At 36.8% G+C, this 16108-nt stretch carries 19 protein-coding genes; 13 read left to right on the forward strand and 6 right to left on the reverse strand.

Annotated elements, in window-relative coordinates:
• Positions 1–110 precede the first annotated feature (110 nt).
• Positions 111–989, reverse strand: a complete 879-nt coding sequence (locus tag ODR02_RS05830) for a cupin-like domain-containing protein (protein WP_209786466.1) — start codon at positions 987–989, stop codon at positions 111–113.
• 263 nt (positions 990–1252) lie between these two features.
• Here ODR02_RS05830 and ODR02_RS05835 point away from each other — a divergent pair, with 263 nt between their 5' ends.
• Positions 1253–2131 (forward strand): bestrophin family protein, encoded by an 879-nt coding sequence (locus ODR02_RS05835; protein WP_209786467.1) that lies wholly within the window; start codon positions 1253–1255, stop codon positions 2129–2131.
• Between the two features lie 12 nt (positions 2132–2143).
• Here the strand turns inward: ODR02_RS05835 and ODR02_RS05840 are convergent, their stop codons facing one another.
• The gene (locus ODR02_RS05840; protein WP_245169802.1) at positions 2144–2743 is read right to left on the reverse strand and encodes a hypothetical protein; all 600 of its coding nucleotides are present in this window, start codon (positions 2741–2743) and stop codon (positions 2144–2146) included.
• Between the two features lie 55 nt (positions 2744–2798).
• On the opposite strand from ODR02_RS05840, the gene ODR02_RS05845 reads away from it, so the two are divergent.
• The 10 genes from ODR02_RS05845 (at position 2799) to ODR02_RS05890 (ending at position 10886) form a co-directional block, all read left to right on the forward strand.
• On the forward strand, positions 2799–3419 hold the full coding sequence (locus tag ODR02_RS05845; protein ID WP_245169803.1) for a toxin-antitoxin system YwqK family antitoxin: 621 nt from the start codon (positions 2799–2801) through the stop codon (positions 3417–3419).
• Between the two features lie 5 nt (positions 3420–3424).
• Positions 3425–3955 carry an RNA methyltransferase gene (locus tag ODR02_RS05850; protein WP_309511827.1) on the forward strand — a complete coding sequence of 177 codons (531 nt, stop codon included), beginning with the start codon at positions 3425–3427 and terminating at the stop codon, positions 3953–3955.
• A 187-nt stretch (positions 3956–4142) separates the two neighbouring features.
• Entirely contained in the window at positions 4143–4796 is a 654-nt protein-coding gene (locus tag ODR02_RS05855; RefSeq protein WP_209786469.1) for a CBS domain-containing protein, read from the forward strand.
• Between the two features lies 1 nt (position 4797).
• A complete protein-coding gene (locus ODR02_RS05860; protein ID WP_105682973.1) occupies positions 4798–5664 on the forward strand; it encodes an NAD kinase in 867 nt (288 codons plus the stop codon).
• 70 nt (positions 5665–5734) lie between these two features.
• Complete coding sequence (gene fbaA / locus ODR02_RS05865; protein WP_309511828.1) at positions 5735–6805, forward strand: class II fructose-bisphosphate aldolase; 1071 nt, start codon at positions 5735–5737, stop codon at positions 6803–6805.
• A gap of 90 nt (positions 6806–6895) precedes the next feature.
• The gene (gene accD, locus ODR02_RS05870) at positions 6896–7750 is read left to right on the forward strand and encodes an acetyl-CoA carboxylase, carboxyltransferase subunit beta (RefSeq protein WP_047095043.1); all 855 of its coding nucleotides are present in this window, start codon (positions 6896–6898) and stop codon (positions 7748–7750) included.
• Positions 7751–7804: 54 nt separating this feature from the next.
• A complete protein-coding gene (locus ODR02_RS05875) occupies positions 7805–8314 on the forward strand; it encodes a DUF6973 domain-containing protein (protein ID WP_209786472.1) in 510 nt (169 codons plus the stop codon).
• Between the two features lie 298 nt (positions 8315–8612).
• A complete protein-coding gene (locus ODR02_RS05880; RefSeq protein WP_309511829.1) occupies positions 8613–10016 on the forward strand; it encodes a nucleoside recognition domain-containing protein in 1404 nt (467 codons plus the stop codon).
• Between the two features lie 56 nt (positions 10017–10072).
• Positions 10073–10438: a four helix bundle protein gene (locus ODR02_RS05885; RefSeq protein ID WP_209786474.1), complete on the forward strand. Its 366-nt coding sequence runs from the start codon at positions 10073–10075 to the stop codon at positions 10436–10438.
• Positions 10439–10493: 55 nt separating this feature from the next.
• Positions 10494–10886 carry a hypothetical protein gene (locus ODR02_RS05890; protein ID WP_105700338.1) on the forward strand — a complete coding sequence of 131 codons (393 nt, stop codon included), beginning with the start codon at positions 10494–10496 and terminating at the stop codon, positions 10884–10886.
• Positions 10887–10901: 15 nt separating this feature from the next.
• On the opposite strand, the gene ODR02_RS05895 is transcribed toward ODR02_RS05890, so the two are convergent.
• The 4 genes from ODR02_RS05895 to ODR02_RS05910 all read right to left on the reverse strand — a co-directional run bounded on the left by ODR02_RS05895 (position 10902) and on the right by ODR02_RS05910 (position 13572).
• Positions 10902–11786 (reverse strand): ferric siderophore ABC transporter substrate-binding protein, encoded by an 885-nt coding sequence (locus ODR02_RS05895; RefSeq protein ID WP_309511830.1) that lies wholly within the window; start codon positions 11784–11786, stop codon positions 10902–10904.
• Between the two features lie 35 nt (positions 11787–11821).
• Complete coding sequence (locus ODR02_RS05900; RefSeq protein WP_309511831.1) at positions 11822–12220, reverse strand: ExbD/TolR family protein; 399 nt, start codon at positions 12218–12220, stop codon at positions 11822–11824.
• 11 nt (positions 12221–12231) lie between these two features.
• Complete coding sequence (locus ODR02_RS05905) at positions 12232–12936, reverse strand: MotA/TolQ/ExbB proton channel family protein (protein WP_077413278.1); 705 nt, start codon at positions 12934–12936, stop codon at positions 12232–12234.
• 174 nt (positions 12937–13110) lie between these two features.
• Positions 13111–13572, reverse strand: a complete 462-nt coding sequence (locus ODR02_RS05910) for a hypothetical protein (protein ID WP_209786478.1) — start codon at positions 13570–13572, stop codon at positions 13111–13113.
• Positions 13573–13741: 169 nt separating this feature from the next.
• On the opposite strand from ODR02_RS05910, the gene ODR02_RS05915 reads away from it, so the two are divergent.
• A complete protein-coding gene (locus tag ODR02_RS05915; protein WP_309511832.1) occupies positions 13742–15538 on the forward strand; it encodes a DUF885 domain-containing protein in 1797 nt (598 codons plus the stop codon).
• A 6-nt stretch (positions 15539–15544) separates the two neighbouring features.
• The gene (locus ODR02_RS05920; protein WP_209786480.1) at positions 15545–16108 is read left to right on the forward strand and encodes a hypothetical protein; all 564 of its coding nucleotides are present in this window, start codon (positions 15545–15547) and stop codon (positions 16106–16108) included.

Genomic DNA, 16108 nt, shown 5'->3' on the forward strand with positions numbered 1-16108 from the left:
AAGTTTCTATGGGTCGTGTAATGGCTGGCTATCTTTTAATAAAAAGGTATTTAAGTTGTACTAAGCTCTAAAGAGTCTTCCAGCTTCCAGCCTCCTTCTTCCTCTCTTCTTTATTTTCCTGCTTTCAGATGTTTTTCCAGTGCTTCCGAACTCTTTTTATAAGCCCATTTCTGTTTATAGCTCACCCATTTGGCTTTGAAAATTTTTCGCATCAGTTTATCTGTGTACCTCATAATGAAGACATGATACAGCATGTTGGCAAAAACATTCGGCTTATTGGGAAGTGCCCGTAATGAAAGGGAAAAACCAGGCTCCAGATATCTGTTGAAATGCCAGAAAGCACCCGGAATAAAGAGCGCATCCCCATGTTCCATAAATATTTCGTATCCTTTTGCATATTTCAGCGCCGGAAACTTTTCATAATCCGGGTTTTCATAATCCACATCATAAATGGTATGAACGGATAAAGGAACTTTATATAAAAACGGAGACTGTTTCTGATCAAACAACAGGATTCTTTTCTTTCCTTCGAAATGGATATGCATAAAATCACCCAGATCAACATCATAATGCATTAAAACATGGGCTTCATTTCCTCCGAAAAATAAAGTCGGAAGTCTTTTAAAAAACTTTATTCCAAGATCCGGATAGGTGAAATTTTTCAGCAGCTCAGGAAGCCTGTCTGTGATGATATAGAAAAAGATCCGCAGATCTGAAGGTTTGCTTTTTATCGTATCAATATACTCCTTCATTTTCATATGGGTAACCGGAGCATCAGAGCTTTTCGCGGCATCAGCCGGTTTATTGTCATACAACGGAACTTCCTGGTCTCCTGCCTTTTCTTTGATATACGCAAGGTTCCATTTGTCAAAAGCATCCCATCTGCTGGCAAAATTCTTAATCAAAAGAGGTTTCTGCTTTTTAAAATAATTTTTCTGAAAATCTTCTTTACTGATATCATTTACAATATCTACGTTTTCGAGGATCATGTACTTTGTATTTAATGCGAAATAAAAATAGTATTTTTTTGAAACCTGAGAAAATTAAGTTAAAATGACTGGATGCTGGAAGAGGGATGCTGGAAGTTAAGACTTGTCTGCAAACGTCTATACATCATTCTATAAATACCTTTTTATGGAAAACTTAGAGCTCTTCTTCGGCTTCAATAACTTCCCTCTTTCAGCTTCAGACTTCCGTACTTTATTAGCAGAGCTCAGATGAAAAATTTATATTTGTGGTAATAAGCGAGTTTATGAGAGTCTACAATACCAAACATTTCATTAAAATCCTTTTCAGTTTACACAAAAGTGATACGTTAAAAATCCTTTTTCCAAGTATGATTCTTGTAGGGCTGTACTCCTGGGGAATTCAGTATTTAGAGGTTGAATATCTACACCTTACGACAAAATCCGGAGTCAGTAATGTGGGTATGATTCATTCTCTGCTGGGATTTGTTCTTTCTCTTTTACTGGTTTTCAGGACTAATACCGCTTATGACCGATGGTGGGAAGGGCGCAAGCTTTGGGGAAAACTGGTCAATGACACCAGAAATCTTGCCATAAAAATCAATACTATTCTGGGTGATAACCGCCAGGATGCTGAGCAGATTGCAAGATATTTAAAATACTTTCCTCACTTTTTAGCCAAACATCTTTCCAAGGAATCTACAAGGCTGGCATTGGATGAAGATTATTCTGAAATTGAAAGCTCGTTAAAAAATCATGGACCAAGCGAAATAGTGATTCTGCTTAGCCATAAATTGAACCAATTAAAAAAAGAAGGGAAAGTTTCAGAAGTTGAAATGCTGTACTTAGATACCCACCTTTCAGGGTTTCTGGATGTATGCGGAGGTTGCGAAAGAATCAAAAATACTCCGATTCCTTATTCATATTCTTCTTTTATCAAGAAATTCATCATTCTGTATGTTTTTGCTTTACCTATTGCATACGTTATTACAATAGGCCTTTTTATGATCCCGCTGACGGTTTTTGTATATTATGTTCTGATGAGCCTGGAGCTTATTGCGGAAGAAATTGAAGATCCTTTTAATAATGACGAAAATGATATTCCGATGGAGACTATAGCCCAGAATATTGAGAAGAATGTGCATCAGATTATGAACAGAAAATAAAAAATCAAGCTTTTAAAGCTTGATTTCTTTGAGTTCACCGTCCTGTTTTATTTCTACAAATTTGCTTTCCCTGTTGGCAGCAGAATATCCGTAAAAAAAGGTACTGTATATGGGAGTAGAATACAGATAAGCTCCATATCCGTTGTAAGCATCTGAAGTTCCGGTCTGTTGCTGATAACTTGCCGTTGCGGTAAAATTCACAATGGTTTCAAGATAATATTTACCGGGTTTCAGCTTTTCAAATTTAAACCTGCCGTGATCATCTGTTAAAGCTTCTACTCTGTATTTAAAAGCTTCTTCAGACATATATACTGTTGTTTTTTTATTTTCATATTTCTTTCTCATATCATAAAATTCCTCGAAGTAAGGAGTGACAGGAAAAAGCATGATAACGGTTCCTTTGGGTGCATAATGTTTTTCTCCAAGCAATGGTTTGATCCCCCAATTGTTTTTTTGTTTTGTAGAAGCTACTCCTTCAATGGTAGAATTTCCGAATCCAAGCATTTCTCTGGCCAGTTTTTTATCAAAAAAAGCTTGAGGATAATAGGTATTTTGTGCTTCCAGGTACATAAATCCCCATAGTAATATGAATAAGGTGAATAATTTTTTCATAGTATATTTTTGAGTCAAATATAAGTATTTTACTATTTTTGAAATAAAAATAGCTATGAAGTACATGTTTTTATTGTTTTTTTCCACTTCTGTCCTGATCATGGCTCAGAAACCTTGTGGATATAAAGACGGATTGCAGGAAGGATCCTGTAAAGAATTCTATGAGAACGGACAGGTAAAAAATGTAGTGGAATGGAAAAAAGGGAAACTGGACGGAGATGCCATTTTTTATTATGATAACGGAAAAATACAATCACAGGGAGAATATAAAAAAGGATTCAAAGTAAAAGAATGGTCATATTTTGACAAGAGCGGAGTTCTTACTTCCAAAGAGGCATTCAGAAATGGAGATAAGAATATTTATGACAACAGTCTTACGGCTACTTTTTATTCTCCTGCCGGTAAAATCATTGAAATTTCCAATTATAAATTCAATAAATTACAAGGGGAAAGCAAAACCTTCCATGAAGACGGAAAATCTATAAAAGATATTGGCCAGTACGATAACGGACTTGCTACCGGAAAATGGAAAGTATTTTATCCCTCAGGAAAATTACAGCGTGAAACTGAGCTTGCCAATGATAAAAGAAACGGCAACAGAGTTCATTACCGTGAAGACGGAAGCATAGAAAAAACAGAGGTCTATCAAGACGGAAAATTAATCTCAACAAAATAATACAATTGGTACAGAAACTAAAACTGGAAGAACTTAACAGAATAGATGTAGAAACATTTAAGAAGGTTGAAAAAATTCCGTTGGTCATCATTTTAGATAATATCAGAAGCATGCACAATGTAGGTGCAGCCTTCAGAACGGCGGATGCCTTTTTAATTGAAAAAATCATTCTTTGCGGAATTACTCCACAGCCACCCCACCGTGAGATTCATAAAGCGGCATTGGGAGCAACGGAAAGTGTGGACTGGTCTCATGAAGCAGAAACCAATACAGCCATTGCTGATTTGAAAAGTAAGGGTTACGAAATCATCGGGATTGAGCAGACAACCGACAGCCAGCTTATTACTGATTTCACCATTGACAGATTGAAAAAATATGCATTGATTTTAGGAAATGAAGTGGAAGGAATTAGTGATGAAGTTCTTCCTGATATTGATGTGTTTTTAGAAATTCCACAGCTCGGAACCAAGCATTCTCTTAATGTAAGTGTATGCGCCGGAATTGTGATGTGGGAATTTGCAAAAGCATTAAAATAAAAAAACTGCATATGTCCTTAGTAGACAGTGCAGTTTGAAATAAATCTAATAAAAAGTAAAAATGAAAGGCGACAAAGGTACTTTATTTTTTTTTACAAACAAATTTTGACGGCATTTTTTTTGTTTCATCTTAAAAAAAGTCGGGGTTTCAGAAAAAGTTTCATTTAATTTTTTATAAATTAGCACAATGTTTATCAAGGACTATATCTCAAAAGACTTTCCGTGTTTTAGCCTGTCTGACTCCATAGAGTCGGCCAGAAATACGCTAGAAGATTTTGGATATTCCCATGTTTTCATCAAAAAATCCCATCACTTCTACGGAGCTATTGCTATGGACTTTCTGTATGAAGAAGATGGTGGAACACTGAAGGATCTGGAACGCCAGATTGAGCGGTTTGCGATTCTGGAGGATAACAACGTTATGGACAGCATCCGTCTGTTTTATACTTTCAGCTCTAATGTGATTCCTGTGATTAATAAAAATGAAAAATATCTGGGGTATATTACCTGTGAAGATGTTTTTCAGGACCTTTCCCGTTATCCTTTATTTTCAGAAACAGGAGCCATTCTTACCGTAGAAACTCCGGCCAGAAAATATTCAATGACGGAAATTACCAATATTGTAGAAAGCAACAATTCCAAGTTTTACGGAGGGTTTATAAGCTTTATGTCTGAGGAGGTAGTTCAGGTCACCATAAAAATCAGTAATGAAAACCTGGCCTCGATAGATGCTACATTTGACCGGTACGATTACAGAATTGTTGAAAAATACTATTCTGATGAGAAATCCGATCTGTTTAAAGACCGTTATGGTTTTTTACAAAAATTCATAGAAATATAACATGAAGGCAGCCATATATTCTCAGAAAAAAGATCTTGATACTTTTTTATATTTAAGCAAGTTTATCTCTGAACTTGAAGCCAGAGGTGTAAAATCTGTTCTGTATGATGAAATGGCTGAAGCACTTCAGTTTTCAAAAATATTCGAAACATTCAACTGTAAGCAAGATCTTTTGGATAAAGAGGTAGATCTCTTCTTCACTTTTGGAGGAGACGGAACTATTGTAAACTCTTTAACCTTCATTGAGGATCTTGAAATTCCCGTTGTAGGAGTCAATACAGGAAGACTTGGATTCTTGGCTTTCTTCACTAAAGAAGAAGCCTTTAAAGAACTGGATTCCATCTTAAAAGGAAATGTAAAAACAAGCCGCCGATCGGTAATTGAGGTAGTTTCTCCAAAACTTGAGGGAGCTTTTCCTTATGCCCTGAACGATGTTACCGTTTCCCGAAAAGAAACAACATCCATGATTACCGTAGATTCTTATATCAACGATGAGTTTCTGAATGTCTTCTGGGGTGATGGCGTGATCATTTCAACCCCAACCGGTTCTACCGCTTACTCTCTGAGCTGTGGCGGACCGATTATTTCTCCGAATAACGAAAATTTTGTCATTACCCCTATCGCTCCTCACAATCTGAATGTGAGACCTTTAGTGGTGAATGATAAAGTGGAAATAAAATTCAGGGTGGAAAGCCGTGTACCTCAATACTCACTTTCCTTAGATTCCCGACTGATACACATAGAAACCGACAAGGAAATCATCATCAAAAAGGCAAAATTCCAGCTTCTTCTGGTTCAGCCCAATAGTTTAAGTTTCTACGAAACCATCCGTCAGAAGCTCCTTTGGGGCAGAGATAAAAGAAACTAGTAATTTCTTAAAAATGATTACCTTTACACAAAATTAAAACACCTAATAAATTTATAATAAAAAGTAAAACATGAGCAGAATTTTTCCGGCAGGAGTTGCCACAGGTCAGTTAGTTACTGATATCTTTCAGTATGCTAAAGAAAACAAATTTGCATTACCTGCAGTAAACGTAATTGGATCAAGCAACATTAATGCTGTGATGGAAACTGCAGCGAAATTGAACTCTCCTGTAATTATCCAGTTTTCAAATGGTGGAGCTGCATTCAACGCAGGGAAAGGATTAAACAATGACGGACAAAGAGCTGCTATCTTAGGATCTATCGCTGGAGCAAAACATATTCACACTCTTGCTGAAGCTTATGGAGCAACGGTAATTCTACACACAGACCACTGTGCAAAGAAATTACTTCCTTGGATTGACGGATTAATGGATGCTAACGAAGATTTCTTCAAGCAGACAGGAAAATCTCTTTACTCTTCTCACATGCTGGATCTTTCTGAAGAATCTTTAGAAGAAAACCTTGAAATTTCAGCTCAGTATTTCGAAAGAATGGCTAAACTTCAGATGACTCTTGAAGTAGAAATCGGAGTGACTGGTGGAGAAGAAGATGGTGTTGACAACTCAGACGTTGATAACTCTAAATTATACACTCAGCCTGAAGATATAGCGTATACGTACGAAAAATTAAAAGCAATCTCTGATAACTTTACGATTGCTGCAGCATTTGGTAACGTACACGGAGTTTATAAGCCAGGAAACGTAGTTCTTACCCCAAAAATCCTTGACAATTCTCAGAAATATGTTCAGGAGAAATTCAGAACGGCTGCTAAACCTATCAACTTTGTATTCCACGGAGGTTCAGGATCTACTTTAGAAGAGATCAGAGAAGCTATTGACTACGGAGTAATTAAAATGAATATCGACACTGACCTTCAGTTTGCATACACAGAAGGAGTGAGAGATTATATGGTGAACAATATTGACTATTTAAGAGCTCAAATCGGAAACCCTGAAGGAGAAGAAAAACCTAACAAGAAGTTCTATGACCCAAGAGTTTGGGTAAGAAAAGGTGAGGAAACATTCTCTACAAGATTGGTAAAAGCATTTGAAGATTTAAATAACGTAAATACTTTAAAATAAGAACTGTAAATTTGTACCAATGTAAAAAGTATTCATAAGAAATGCATTTACATTGGTACATTTTACATTTATACATTAATACAAGCAAAAATGGCATTCGACTGGTTTAAAAGAAAAGCAAAAAACATTACCACTTCTACTGATGAGAAAAAGGACGTTCCCAAAGGCCTTTGGCATCAGACTCCATCCGGAAAAGTAGTGGAACATGATGAACTAAAGAGAAATAATTATGTTTCTCCTGAAGACGGATTTCATGTAAGAATAGGAAGTGCAGAATTTTTTGACATCCTTTTTGACGGTGGTAAATTTACCGAACTGGATGCCAATGTTGAAAGTATTGATATCTTAAACTTCAAAGATACAAAGCCTTACAAAGACCGTTTGAAAGAAGTAAAAGCTAAAACCAAGCTTACAGATTCCATCAGAAATGCTGTAGGAACTGTAAAAGGAACTGAAATGGTAGTTTCTTGTATGGATTTTGCTTTCATCGGTGGATCTTTGGGTTCTGTAATGGGAGAAAAGATCAGAAGAGCAGTAGATTACTGTATCAAGCATAAACTTCCGTATATGATTATCTGTCAGTCCGGAGGAGCAAGAATGCAGGAAGCCACTTACTCTTTGATGCAGCTGGCAAAAGTTCAGGCTAAACTGGCTCAGCTTTCTGAAGCTGGACTTTTGTACATCGCTTACCTTTGTGACCCTACATTCGGAGGAATTACCGCTTCTTTCGCAATGACTGCTGATATCATCATGGCAGAACCGGGAGCACTGATCGGTTTCGCCGGACCAAGAGTAATCCGTGAAACAATCGGTAGAGACTTACCGGAAGGATTCCAGACATCAGAATTCCTACAGGAAAAAGGATTTGTGGACTTCATCGTAAAAAGAACTGAAATTCAGGATACTGTTGCAAAAACAGTGAATTTATTAGCTGTAAAAGCATAGTATCTGTAACAAAAACAATACAATCTCTCTCTAATTAGGGAGAGATTTTTATTTATGAGGACTTTTAAGATATTTTTCAATACCATCAGAAGTATGAGTTTTAAAAAGATTATGCGTCTTTTATCACTGATCCTTCCCCATCCTCTTTTTGCCTTGCTAAGTTTCCATGCTACTGTGAAGGCTTTTACCATCGCACAGAAAAAGTTCCCTAAGACAGCTTCCACTAATGGAATCGGAAATGCTTTCAGACACGCTCTGTGGTGCTGCTTCATTATGATGTACTGCTGCAAAATTTCCTCTCCTAAAAAAGCGCTGGATTTCTGCAAAAGAATAACAGATATGCATGAAGAATTATTCCCGAATGAGCCTTTGGAAACCAAAATGGATCTCCATAACAACAAAATCGGAATGGATTATTTCATGGAAATTCTTCCGGGAATTCACCGCCAGTTTTTTGAAAAGAGTTTCTTTGTTGACGCATTGGTCAAAAAAATGGATGATGCAAAGGTTCTGAAACATCTTGATGATGATTTTGAAGGGCATCTTGTTTACCTGGAAGAGTAATCCTTTTATTTTAATCGCTAGGGATCGCAAGGAAAATCTAAAAACTTAATATATATTTTTTGTTCGCAAGGGCATTCCATTCAGCAATGTTCACTAATTGAAATTCTTTGCGAAGTACTTACGCCTTTGCGAACGAGAAAACTCATTTTCCCATTATTTAGAAACTTTGCGAACATTGCGTTAAAATGGGATAAAGCTGGCAAACCATCATTAGCCCTCATACCGGAATTACAAAAGACTTTAGTTATTTTTGTGGTTTAAAGTATTTTCGATAAGTTTAAACAATTAAATCAATCAGATGGTTCTCAGCAGAATTTGGTCGGCTTTCATTATCATTGCCATTGCCATTGCCAGTATAAAATACGTTTCGTCAGGTCACTACAAAACCATTTTCAATGATATGGTGGTAGGAAAAGGAGGTGATACAGTGAAGATTGCATCACAACCGATGAACAGCCTCTCCCCTGTTGTCAGAGACAGCCTGATGAAAAAAAATGATTTTGCAGACAGCAGAATTCATTATAAAACAGACTCTTTAAAGCAAAATGTAAACGTTTATCGTGTTCAGGAAGCTGATGGAGTCATCGGAACATCCGAAACAGCGGTAAAGATCTGCCTTGGTCTTATCGGGATCATGACCTTATTCATGGGTTTCATGAGTATTGCTGAAAAAGCAGGTGGAATTAACCTTTTGAGCCGTCTGATTCAGCCATTTTTCTCAAAACTTTTCCCGGAGATTCCGACAAACCACCCCGCATTTGGCCATATGCTGATGAACTTCAGTGCCAATCTTCTGGGATTGGATAATGCCGCTACTCCGTTTGGATTGAAAGCGATGGAAAGCCTCCAGACTTTAAATCCGAATAAAGAGACCGCCAGTAATTCGCAGATTATGTTTCTGTGTCTCCATGCCGGAGGTATGACTTTGATTCCCGTCTCGATTATCGCTATCAGAGCATCTATGGGATCAAAAACACCTACAGATATTTTCCTGCCCTGTATGATTGCTACTTTTGCGGCTACTTTGGCAGCGATGATTATTGTATCCCTTTATCAGAAAATTAATCTGCTTCGTCCTGTAGTCATTGCTTATGTAGGAGGAATTTCAGCTATAATTGCTTTATTGGTTGTATACCTTGTACAGCTGAGTAAAGATCAATTGGATGACTTCAGTAAAGTCTTAAGCAATGGTTTAATCCTGTTCATATTCCTTGCTATTGTGCTTGGAGCCGTTTACAAGAAAATAAACGTTTTTGATGCCTTTATTGAAGGAGCAAAAGAAGGATTCACCACCTGTGTTAAGATTATTCCTTATCTGGTTGGAATGCTGATTGCGATATCTTTATTAAGAACTTCCGGTGTTTTCGATGTCATTATTGACGGAATGAAATGGGTAGCCAACGTTGCCAATATGGATCCAAGGTTCGTGGATGGACTTCCAACCGCTTTAATCAAACCTTTATCCGGTTCCGGAGCCAGAGGAATGATGGTGGATACTATGGCAACATTTGGGGCGGATAGTTTCCAGGGAAAATTAGCCGCTGTACTTCAGGGAAGTTCAGATACAACATTTTACGTGATCGCAGTATATTTTGGTGCCGTAGCCGTTAAGAACACAAGATATACGGTAATTGCTATGCTTCTGGCCGATCTGGTGGGTGTTATCACGGCAATTGCACTGGCTTATCTATTCTTTGCTTAATAAAAAGTTTCTGGTTGGCTAGTTACTAGTTTTTTTAATCGTTAAAAAAGATATTAATGAGTTACGAAAAACTTGATATTTATAATATTGCTTTTGAGTTATTTATTGAAACACATAAATTATCGCTCAAACTACCCAACTATGAATTATACGAATTAGGTAGCCAATTGAGACGATCAGCTGATTCAATTGTTACAAATATTGCAGAGGGATATGGAAGAAACAGTTACAAAGGTGATTTCATCAGGTTTCTCACCTACTCTCAGGCAAGTTGTGACGAAACAATTTGTCATCTATCGAAAATAACCAGACTTTATCCGGAATTACACTCAGACTTTAAAGAAAAATCAGAACAATACAAACTCTTAGGAGGGAAAATCAATAACTTTATAAAATACGTGCAGTTAAACTGGAGAACCTAACCCAAACTAGCAACTAGCAACTAGCAACTAGCAACTAGCAACAAAATACCCCATTATGATTACAGATAAAGAATTTACTCTAAGACTCATCCGTCAATTAACCCAGGCACTGGAAAAACTGATTCTGGATAAACCTGAAGAAAGTTTAATGCAGAAAGAACTGGATTTCGATACTTTGATGAGAGATATCTTCAAGATGAGCTTCACGGAAGTTTCTTCGAAAACAAAAGAAGAAATGATTGCTATCGTTAACGAAAGACAGGAAAGAGATCACAAAGACTACTATGAAATGCTGGGAAATCTTTTCTATTTTAACAGCAGACATGATCAGAATAAAGATTTTCAGGATAAAGCAAAGACATTCTATGAGCTGTACCTTCAAACCAGCGGTATTTTTGCCCTCCCGATTATCAACAGAATAAATGAATTAAAAAAAGCACTTGAATAAAGTGCTTTTGTATTTTTAGAAGGTAATTTTATACGTTCCGGTAGAAGATGTACTGGCTTTCTCTGCTTTTACATATTTCTTCACCCAGGACACTGATGTAGATGCCACACAAGGATCTGAAACACCTCCTGATCTTCTCGCAGAGACCACATTTCCTGCTTTATCTACAGTATAAGCAATCGTAATTGATCCACTTGCTGTACAGCTGTGAGAGGGTTGTGCACCACCTCTTCCCATGGTTCCCGGGATATAGCCTATCAGCTTTCTGTCTATTCCTACTTTACTGTCACCATTTCCATCACCTCCCAAAGGATCTCCTGCATTTCCAATTCCATCACCTGTTCCCTGGCTTCCGGCTTTTGTTCCTCTTCCTTTAATCAGGTTTCCAATCGCTTCATTTCCTTTTCCATCTCCATTGCCTGTTTTTGAATTGGCTGTGGCGGCACCTGCTTTTTTAGTGTTTTTAGAAGCACTCGTACTGGTGGCTTCTTTTTTCTCAGCTTTTTTTGATTCTTCCTTCTTAGGAACTGTTGCTTTTGAATTATTCCCAGTGATTACCTTTTCCTTAACGTCTGCTTTCTTAGGCTCAGGAGCAGGCTCCGGTTTTACAACAGTCTTTGTTTCCGGCACAGGTGTTTCTGCAGGTTCCGGAGTTACTTCTTCTGTTGCTGCAGCAAGGCTTCCTGGTTGTTCCGCCGGCTCTTCAATTCCTTTTCCGTTTCTGTTGTCTCCAAAGTTGACCAACATAGTAGTCACCATTTCAGGCTCTTTGTCCAGTTCAGGTTTTAATTTATACAAAAAAACAAAAAGCAAAATAGCAGCCCAGATAAGAATAGAAAGCAGGGCGCTTTTTACTCTATCTTTATTTTCTTCATTTCGGTTTGCTGTATAGCTTTTCATCTTAAAATGTAATTGTTTCCGGAAACCCGGATCTGTTATTTATCTTTAACCGTTGCAATGGCAATGTTAAATTTATGTTTTTCAGCAACTTCCATTACAAAAACCACATCTTTATGCAGCGTGTTTTCATCCGCTCTGATCGTAAACGATTTATTGGTCTGGCTGGCTAGCTTAGCTACAATAATCTTCTCCAGTTCTCCTTTATTCACAGGATTATCATCTACAAAGAATGAACCATCCGGTTTAATACTTACCGTTAAAGGATTAGGTATATTGTCTTCAACAGCTCCGGCTTTCGGCAGATTTACATCAATGGCGCTTTGATTAGCCGCAGAAGAGGTAATCATAAAGAAAATCAGCATCAACAGGATAACGTCTGTCATCGCTGCTAAACTGAATTCCGGATTTGCTTTATTTCTTCTCTGAATTTTCATCGTAAGAAAATTTATAAAGGTTTATTGATAAGGTCTAAGAATTCTCCTGACATATTCTGTGCTTTCAACACAAACTTATCAATCCTTGTTAAAAGGATATTATAACAGAAGTTAGCAGGAATAGCAACTGCCAAACCTACAGCCGTTTGTCCCAAAGCGGTATAAATACCTTCTGAAAGTGTTTTCGGTGAGAAAGATCCTGTTGCATGAGATAAGTTGAAGAAAGCAATAATCATCCCGATTACCGTACCTAATAGTCCCAACATAGGTGCAATACTCGGTACTACAGCCAAAAGGTTCAGGTTTTTCTCCATATTAGCCACCTCTACCTGAGCTTGTGCTTCCATAGCACTTACAATATCAGAAACAGGACGCCCCAATCTTGAAATTCCTTTTTCTAAAATTCTTCCTTCCGGAGAGTTTTGGGTTTTGCAGTAATCTGCAGCGGCCTCTATTTTTCCAGCTTTAATAAAGTCTTCAATATTGTTCATGAAGTTGGAATCCGTTTTTGAAGTTAATCTTTTAATAAAGAAAAATCTCTCAAAAAACAGGTATAGAGAAAATATTCCCAACAGTAATACAGTGACCATCACTATTTTAGCGAAAGCTCCTCCATGGAACATAATTTTCCAGAAAGAGAACTCTAAGTTGTCTGCAGCAACTGCAGGAGTGGCGATTTGTGCAAATAAAATCTGAGAAAGTTCCGTTAACAGCATTAAATGTGAATTTTATTAAATTTTCAACGACAAATGTAGGAGAATATTATGAATTGAACTCTTAAAAATTGCTTAAAAACAACTTAAATTTTGTTACAATTTTATAAACAGCAAATTCCTTTCCAAAAATAATTTTGAAAAGAAATTCGGTGTCAAAAAGTATAGAAGCTGTTGCTAGTCTTCGTCTACCACAATATCATCTTGTCTGAACTCGCATTTTAATCTAAATGGAATTGGAGTATCTGACCCGGTATAGAAATCATCAATGGTTCCTTTCCAGATGACCTGAAGCTCCCCTTCTTCATTTCTCTCAAAAAGAAGCTCATTATCATAGATATAGGCATCTTCGTCATCGAAAAGATCTACTTCTGTGTAGGTTTCCTCATCAGAGTCATTGATTTTGATTGTTTTCCCTTCGATTTCCGCCGATTCAATAGGAAAATCGAAAACTTCAAGTGAAAGCTGCGGAAAATTGTACTGTAGTGAATCATCATCCACGTGATCCAAACTATCATCTGTAATCACTTCAACCTCTAAAAAATGTTGCTGGTTGCTGTAAACGGCCTTACAATAAGTATTTCTGATATTGTATTTTAGCGTTTCCTCCGGATGGTAAATTTTTAAAATCCCTTTCATTTTTTCTTAAAAAAGAACTGTAATAATATGATTGTTAAACGTTTTAGACAAAGATAAAAAATTGATTCAAAGTTAAAAGGATTTTGAAAATAATTTTTTAAAATCAATACAGACCATAAGTCTGCATAACCCAATAATACTTACTTTTGCTTTCATAAAGATTCTGAAAATGAAAAACATTATATCAAAAAGCATTCTGGGATTAGGATTGATCATCGGTCTTGCATCCTGCAAAAAATCGGACTCTCCTCTTACAAAAGTGACTCCCAGCAACCTGGATTCTATCGCTTCAAACTATTATGAGCAGTATCTTAAGCTTTACCCTTTAGATGCTACAGCACAAGGAGATACAAGATATAATGACCAGCTTCCTATTAACATTGATAAAGATTTTATCTCAGGAGAAATAGCATTCTACAATTCTGTGCAGAAACAACTGGAACATGTAGATTATAAAACTCTTTCTGATGAAGATAAAGTAGTATATGATGTATTGGATTATACTTTAAAAGATAAAACAGAAGCTTATGCCTATCATCCGGAATATATTCCCTTTACTCAGTTTGGAGGGCTCCCGCTAACTTTCCCTCTGTATGGAAGCGGACAGGGTAATCAGCCTTTTAAAACAGAAAAGGACTACAGTGACTGGCTGAAAAGAATGGAAAAATTCCCGGAGTGGATGAATGCTGCAACAGACAACTTCCGTGAGGGTATTAACAATAAGATTGTATTGCCTAAAAAACTGGTTATCAAAATGATTCCTCAGATGAAGGCCGAAGAAATTATAACGTCTGATATGGAAAAGAATATTTTCTACGGACCTATTAAAAATTTCCCTAAAAGTTTCACCCAGGCACAGAAAGATAAATTCTCAACACTTTATAAAGACGCTATTTCGAAAAAAATTATTCCTGCCTATACCAAAATGGGAATCTTTTTAGAAAAAGAATATCTTCCAAAAGCAAGAGATACGGACGGATACAACAGCCTTCCTAATGGAAATGAGATCTACAACTATTATGTAAAAAGCTGGACTACCACCAAAAAATCTCCTGAAGAGATCAATAAAATCGGACTTCAGCAGGTAGCAATGCTTCGTGCAGAAATGGAAAAAGTAAAACAACAGGTAGGTTTCACCGGAACTCTGGAAGAGTTTATCACTTTTGTGAAAACAGATCCAAAGGCAATGCCTTATAAAACCTCTAAGGAAGTTTTAAATGCCTTCAACGGTATTCTGACGAAGATTACTCCGAAACTGAAAACAATGTTCAATGTAACCCCTAAAACAAAGTTTGAGATCAGACAGACGGAGAAATTCAGAGAAGCAAGTGCGAGCGCAGAATATATGCCGGGAACTCCAGATGGAAAAAGGGCTGGAATTTTTTATGTTCCACTTCCGGATCCTACTAAATTCAATGTTACCTCAGGAATGGAATCTCTTTTCCTTCACGAGGCTATTCCAGGACATCACTATCAGGTTTCTTTACAGCAAGAGAACACAAAGCTTCCTAAATTCATGCGGTTCGGATGGTTTGGAGCGTATGGTGAAGGATGGGCACATTATTGTGAAACATTAGGCCCTGAGTTCGGTTTATACACAGATCCTTACCAGAAAATGGGATACCTGAGCGATCAGATGCTGAGAGCAGTACGACTGGTAGTAGATACAGGACTTCATACCGGAAAAATGTCACGCGAAGAAGCTATTAAATATTTCTTAAGCAACATTTCTTACGACGAGGGATCTGCTACAGCAGAAGTAGAAAGATATATGGCTATGCCGGGACAGGCTTTAGGCTACAAAATAGGTTCATTAAGAATCCGTGAGCTGAGAGAAAAGTATCAGAAAGAACTTGGAAATAAATTCAATCTGGCCAGCTTCCATGATGAAGTATTAAGCCAAGGATGTCTTCCTTTAGATGTTCTGAACAGAAAAATGGAGCTTTGGGCTCAAAAACAAAAATAGTTTCTTATGAAACTATTTTTGTTTTTTATCGGTATTTTATTGATTGCTTTTAGCTGTCAAAAGGATCAACATTTTGAAAATTTTATTGTTGATAAAAGCTTACCTGCTCATGATACAATCCAGCTTTTGTCAAAGTATCCCGAACTGAAACTGTATAACAGTGAAATTGTTGAAAGTACAACTAGAACAGCTTTTATTGTTCAGAAAGCATTTTATTATGATGGACTTCTTAAAGGATCATTTCTGTTTGATGACTATAAGTGTAAAGCCCAATATCAGAATGATACTTTAAATATTCTGCTGAACAATAATAATGGGTATTTTGGAAACGGCGTTTTAGTAAAAGTCTTCAACAATCAATTTTATATAAAAGATATTGATCCTAAAACTTTAAAAGGTGAAAAAAAATACATAAAATCAAAAGTTTCGGAACAGAAACTGATTCTAAACACCAACAGATTCAAAAAAAATGACAGCATTTATGGTTTCATAGATTATAAATGCAGGGTTGATAGTTTGGTTTATAAACACTTCAGAGGATATTTTAAAACAATAATACAACAAAACTGA

The sequence above is a fragment of the Chryseobacterium sp. CFS2 genome, from assembly GCF_036543225.1.
In the GTDB taxonomy this organism is placed as follows: domain Bacteria; phylum Bacteroidota; class Bacteroidia; order Flavobacteriales; family Weeksellaceae; genus Chryseobacterium; species Chryseobacterium culicis_A.

Coding starts and splice junctions, on each gene's coding strand:
- ODR02_RS05830 (WP_209786466.1), bottom strand. CDS start 989: ATGATCCTCGAAAACGTAGATATTGTAAATGATATCAGTAAAGAAGAT.
- ODR02_RS05835 (WP_209786467.1), top strand. CDS start 1,253: ATGAGAGTCTACAATACCAAACATTTCATTAAAATCCTTTTCAGTTTA.
- ODR02_RS05840 (WP_245169802.1), bottom strand. CDS start 2,743: ATGAAAAAATTATTCACCTTATTCATATTACTATGGGGATTTATGTAC.
- ODR02_RS05845 (WP_245169803.1), top strand. CDS start 2,799: ATGAAGTACATGTTTTTATTGTTTTTTTCCACTTCTGTCCTGATCATG.
- ODR02_RS05855 (WP_209786469.1), top strand. CDS start 4,143: ATGTTTATCAAGGACTATATCTCAAAAGACTTTCCGTGTTTTAGCCTG.
- ODR02_RS05860 (WP_105682973.1), top strand. CDS start 4,798: ATGAAGGCAGCCATATATTCTCAGAAAAAAGATCTTGATACTTTTTTA.
- fbaA (WP_309511828.1), top strand. CDS start 5,735: ATGAGCAGAATTTTTCCGGCAGGAGTTGCCACAGGTCAGTTAGTTACT.
- accD (WP_047095043.1), top strand. CDS start 6,896: ATGGCATTCGACTGGTTTAAAAGAAAAGCAAAAAACATTACCACTTCT.
- ODR02_RS05875 (WP_209786472.1), top strand. CDS start 7,805: ATGAGGACTTTTAAGATATTTTTCAATACCATCAGAAGTATGAGTTTT.
- ODR02_RS05880 (WP_309511829.1), top strand. CDS start 8,613: ATGGTTCTCAGCAGAATTTGGTCGGCTTTCATTATCATTGCCATTGCC.
- ODR02_RS05885 (WP_209786474.1), top strand. CDS start 10,073: ATGAGTTACGAAAAACTTGATATTTATAATATTGCTTTTGAGTTATTT.
- ODR02_RS05890 (WP_105700338.1), top strand. CDS start 10,494: ATGATTACAGATAAAGAATTTACTCTAAGACTCATCCGTCAATTAACC.
- ODR02_RS05895 (WP_309511830.1), bottom strand. CDS start 11,786: ATGAAAAGCTATACAGCAAACCGAAATGAAGAAAATAAAGATAGAGTA.
- ODR02_RS05900 (WP_309511831.1), bottom strand. CDS start 12,220: ATGAAAATTCAGAGAAGAAATAAAGCAAATCCGGAATTCAGTTTAGCA.
- ODR02_RS05905 (WP_077413278.1), bottom strand. CDS start 12,936: ATGCTGTTAACGGAACTTTCTCAGATTTTATTTGCACAAATCGCCACT.
- ODR02_RS05910 (WP_209786478.1), bottom strand. CDS start 13,572: ATGAAAGGGATTTTAAAAATTTACCATCCGGAGGAAACGCTAAAATAC.
- ODR02_RS05915 (WP_309511832.1), top strand. CDS start 13,742: ATGAAAAACATTATATCAAAAAGCATTCTGGGATTAGGATTGATCATC.
- ODR02_RS05920 (WP_209786480.1), top strand. CDS start 15,545: ATGAAACTATTTTTGTTTTTTATCGGTATTTTATTGATTGCTTTTAGC.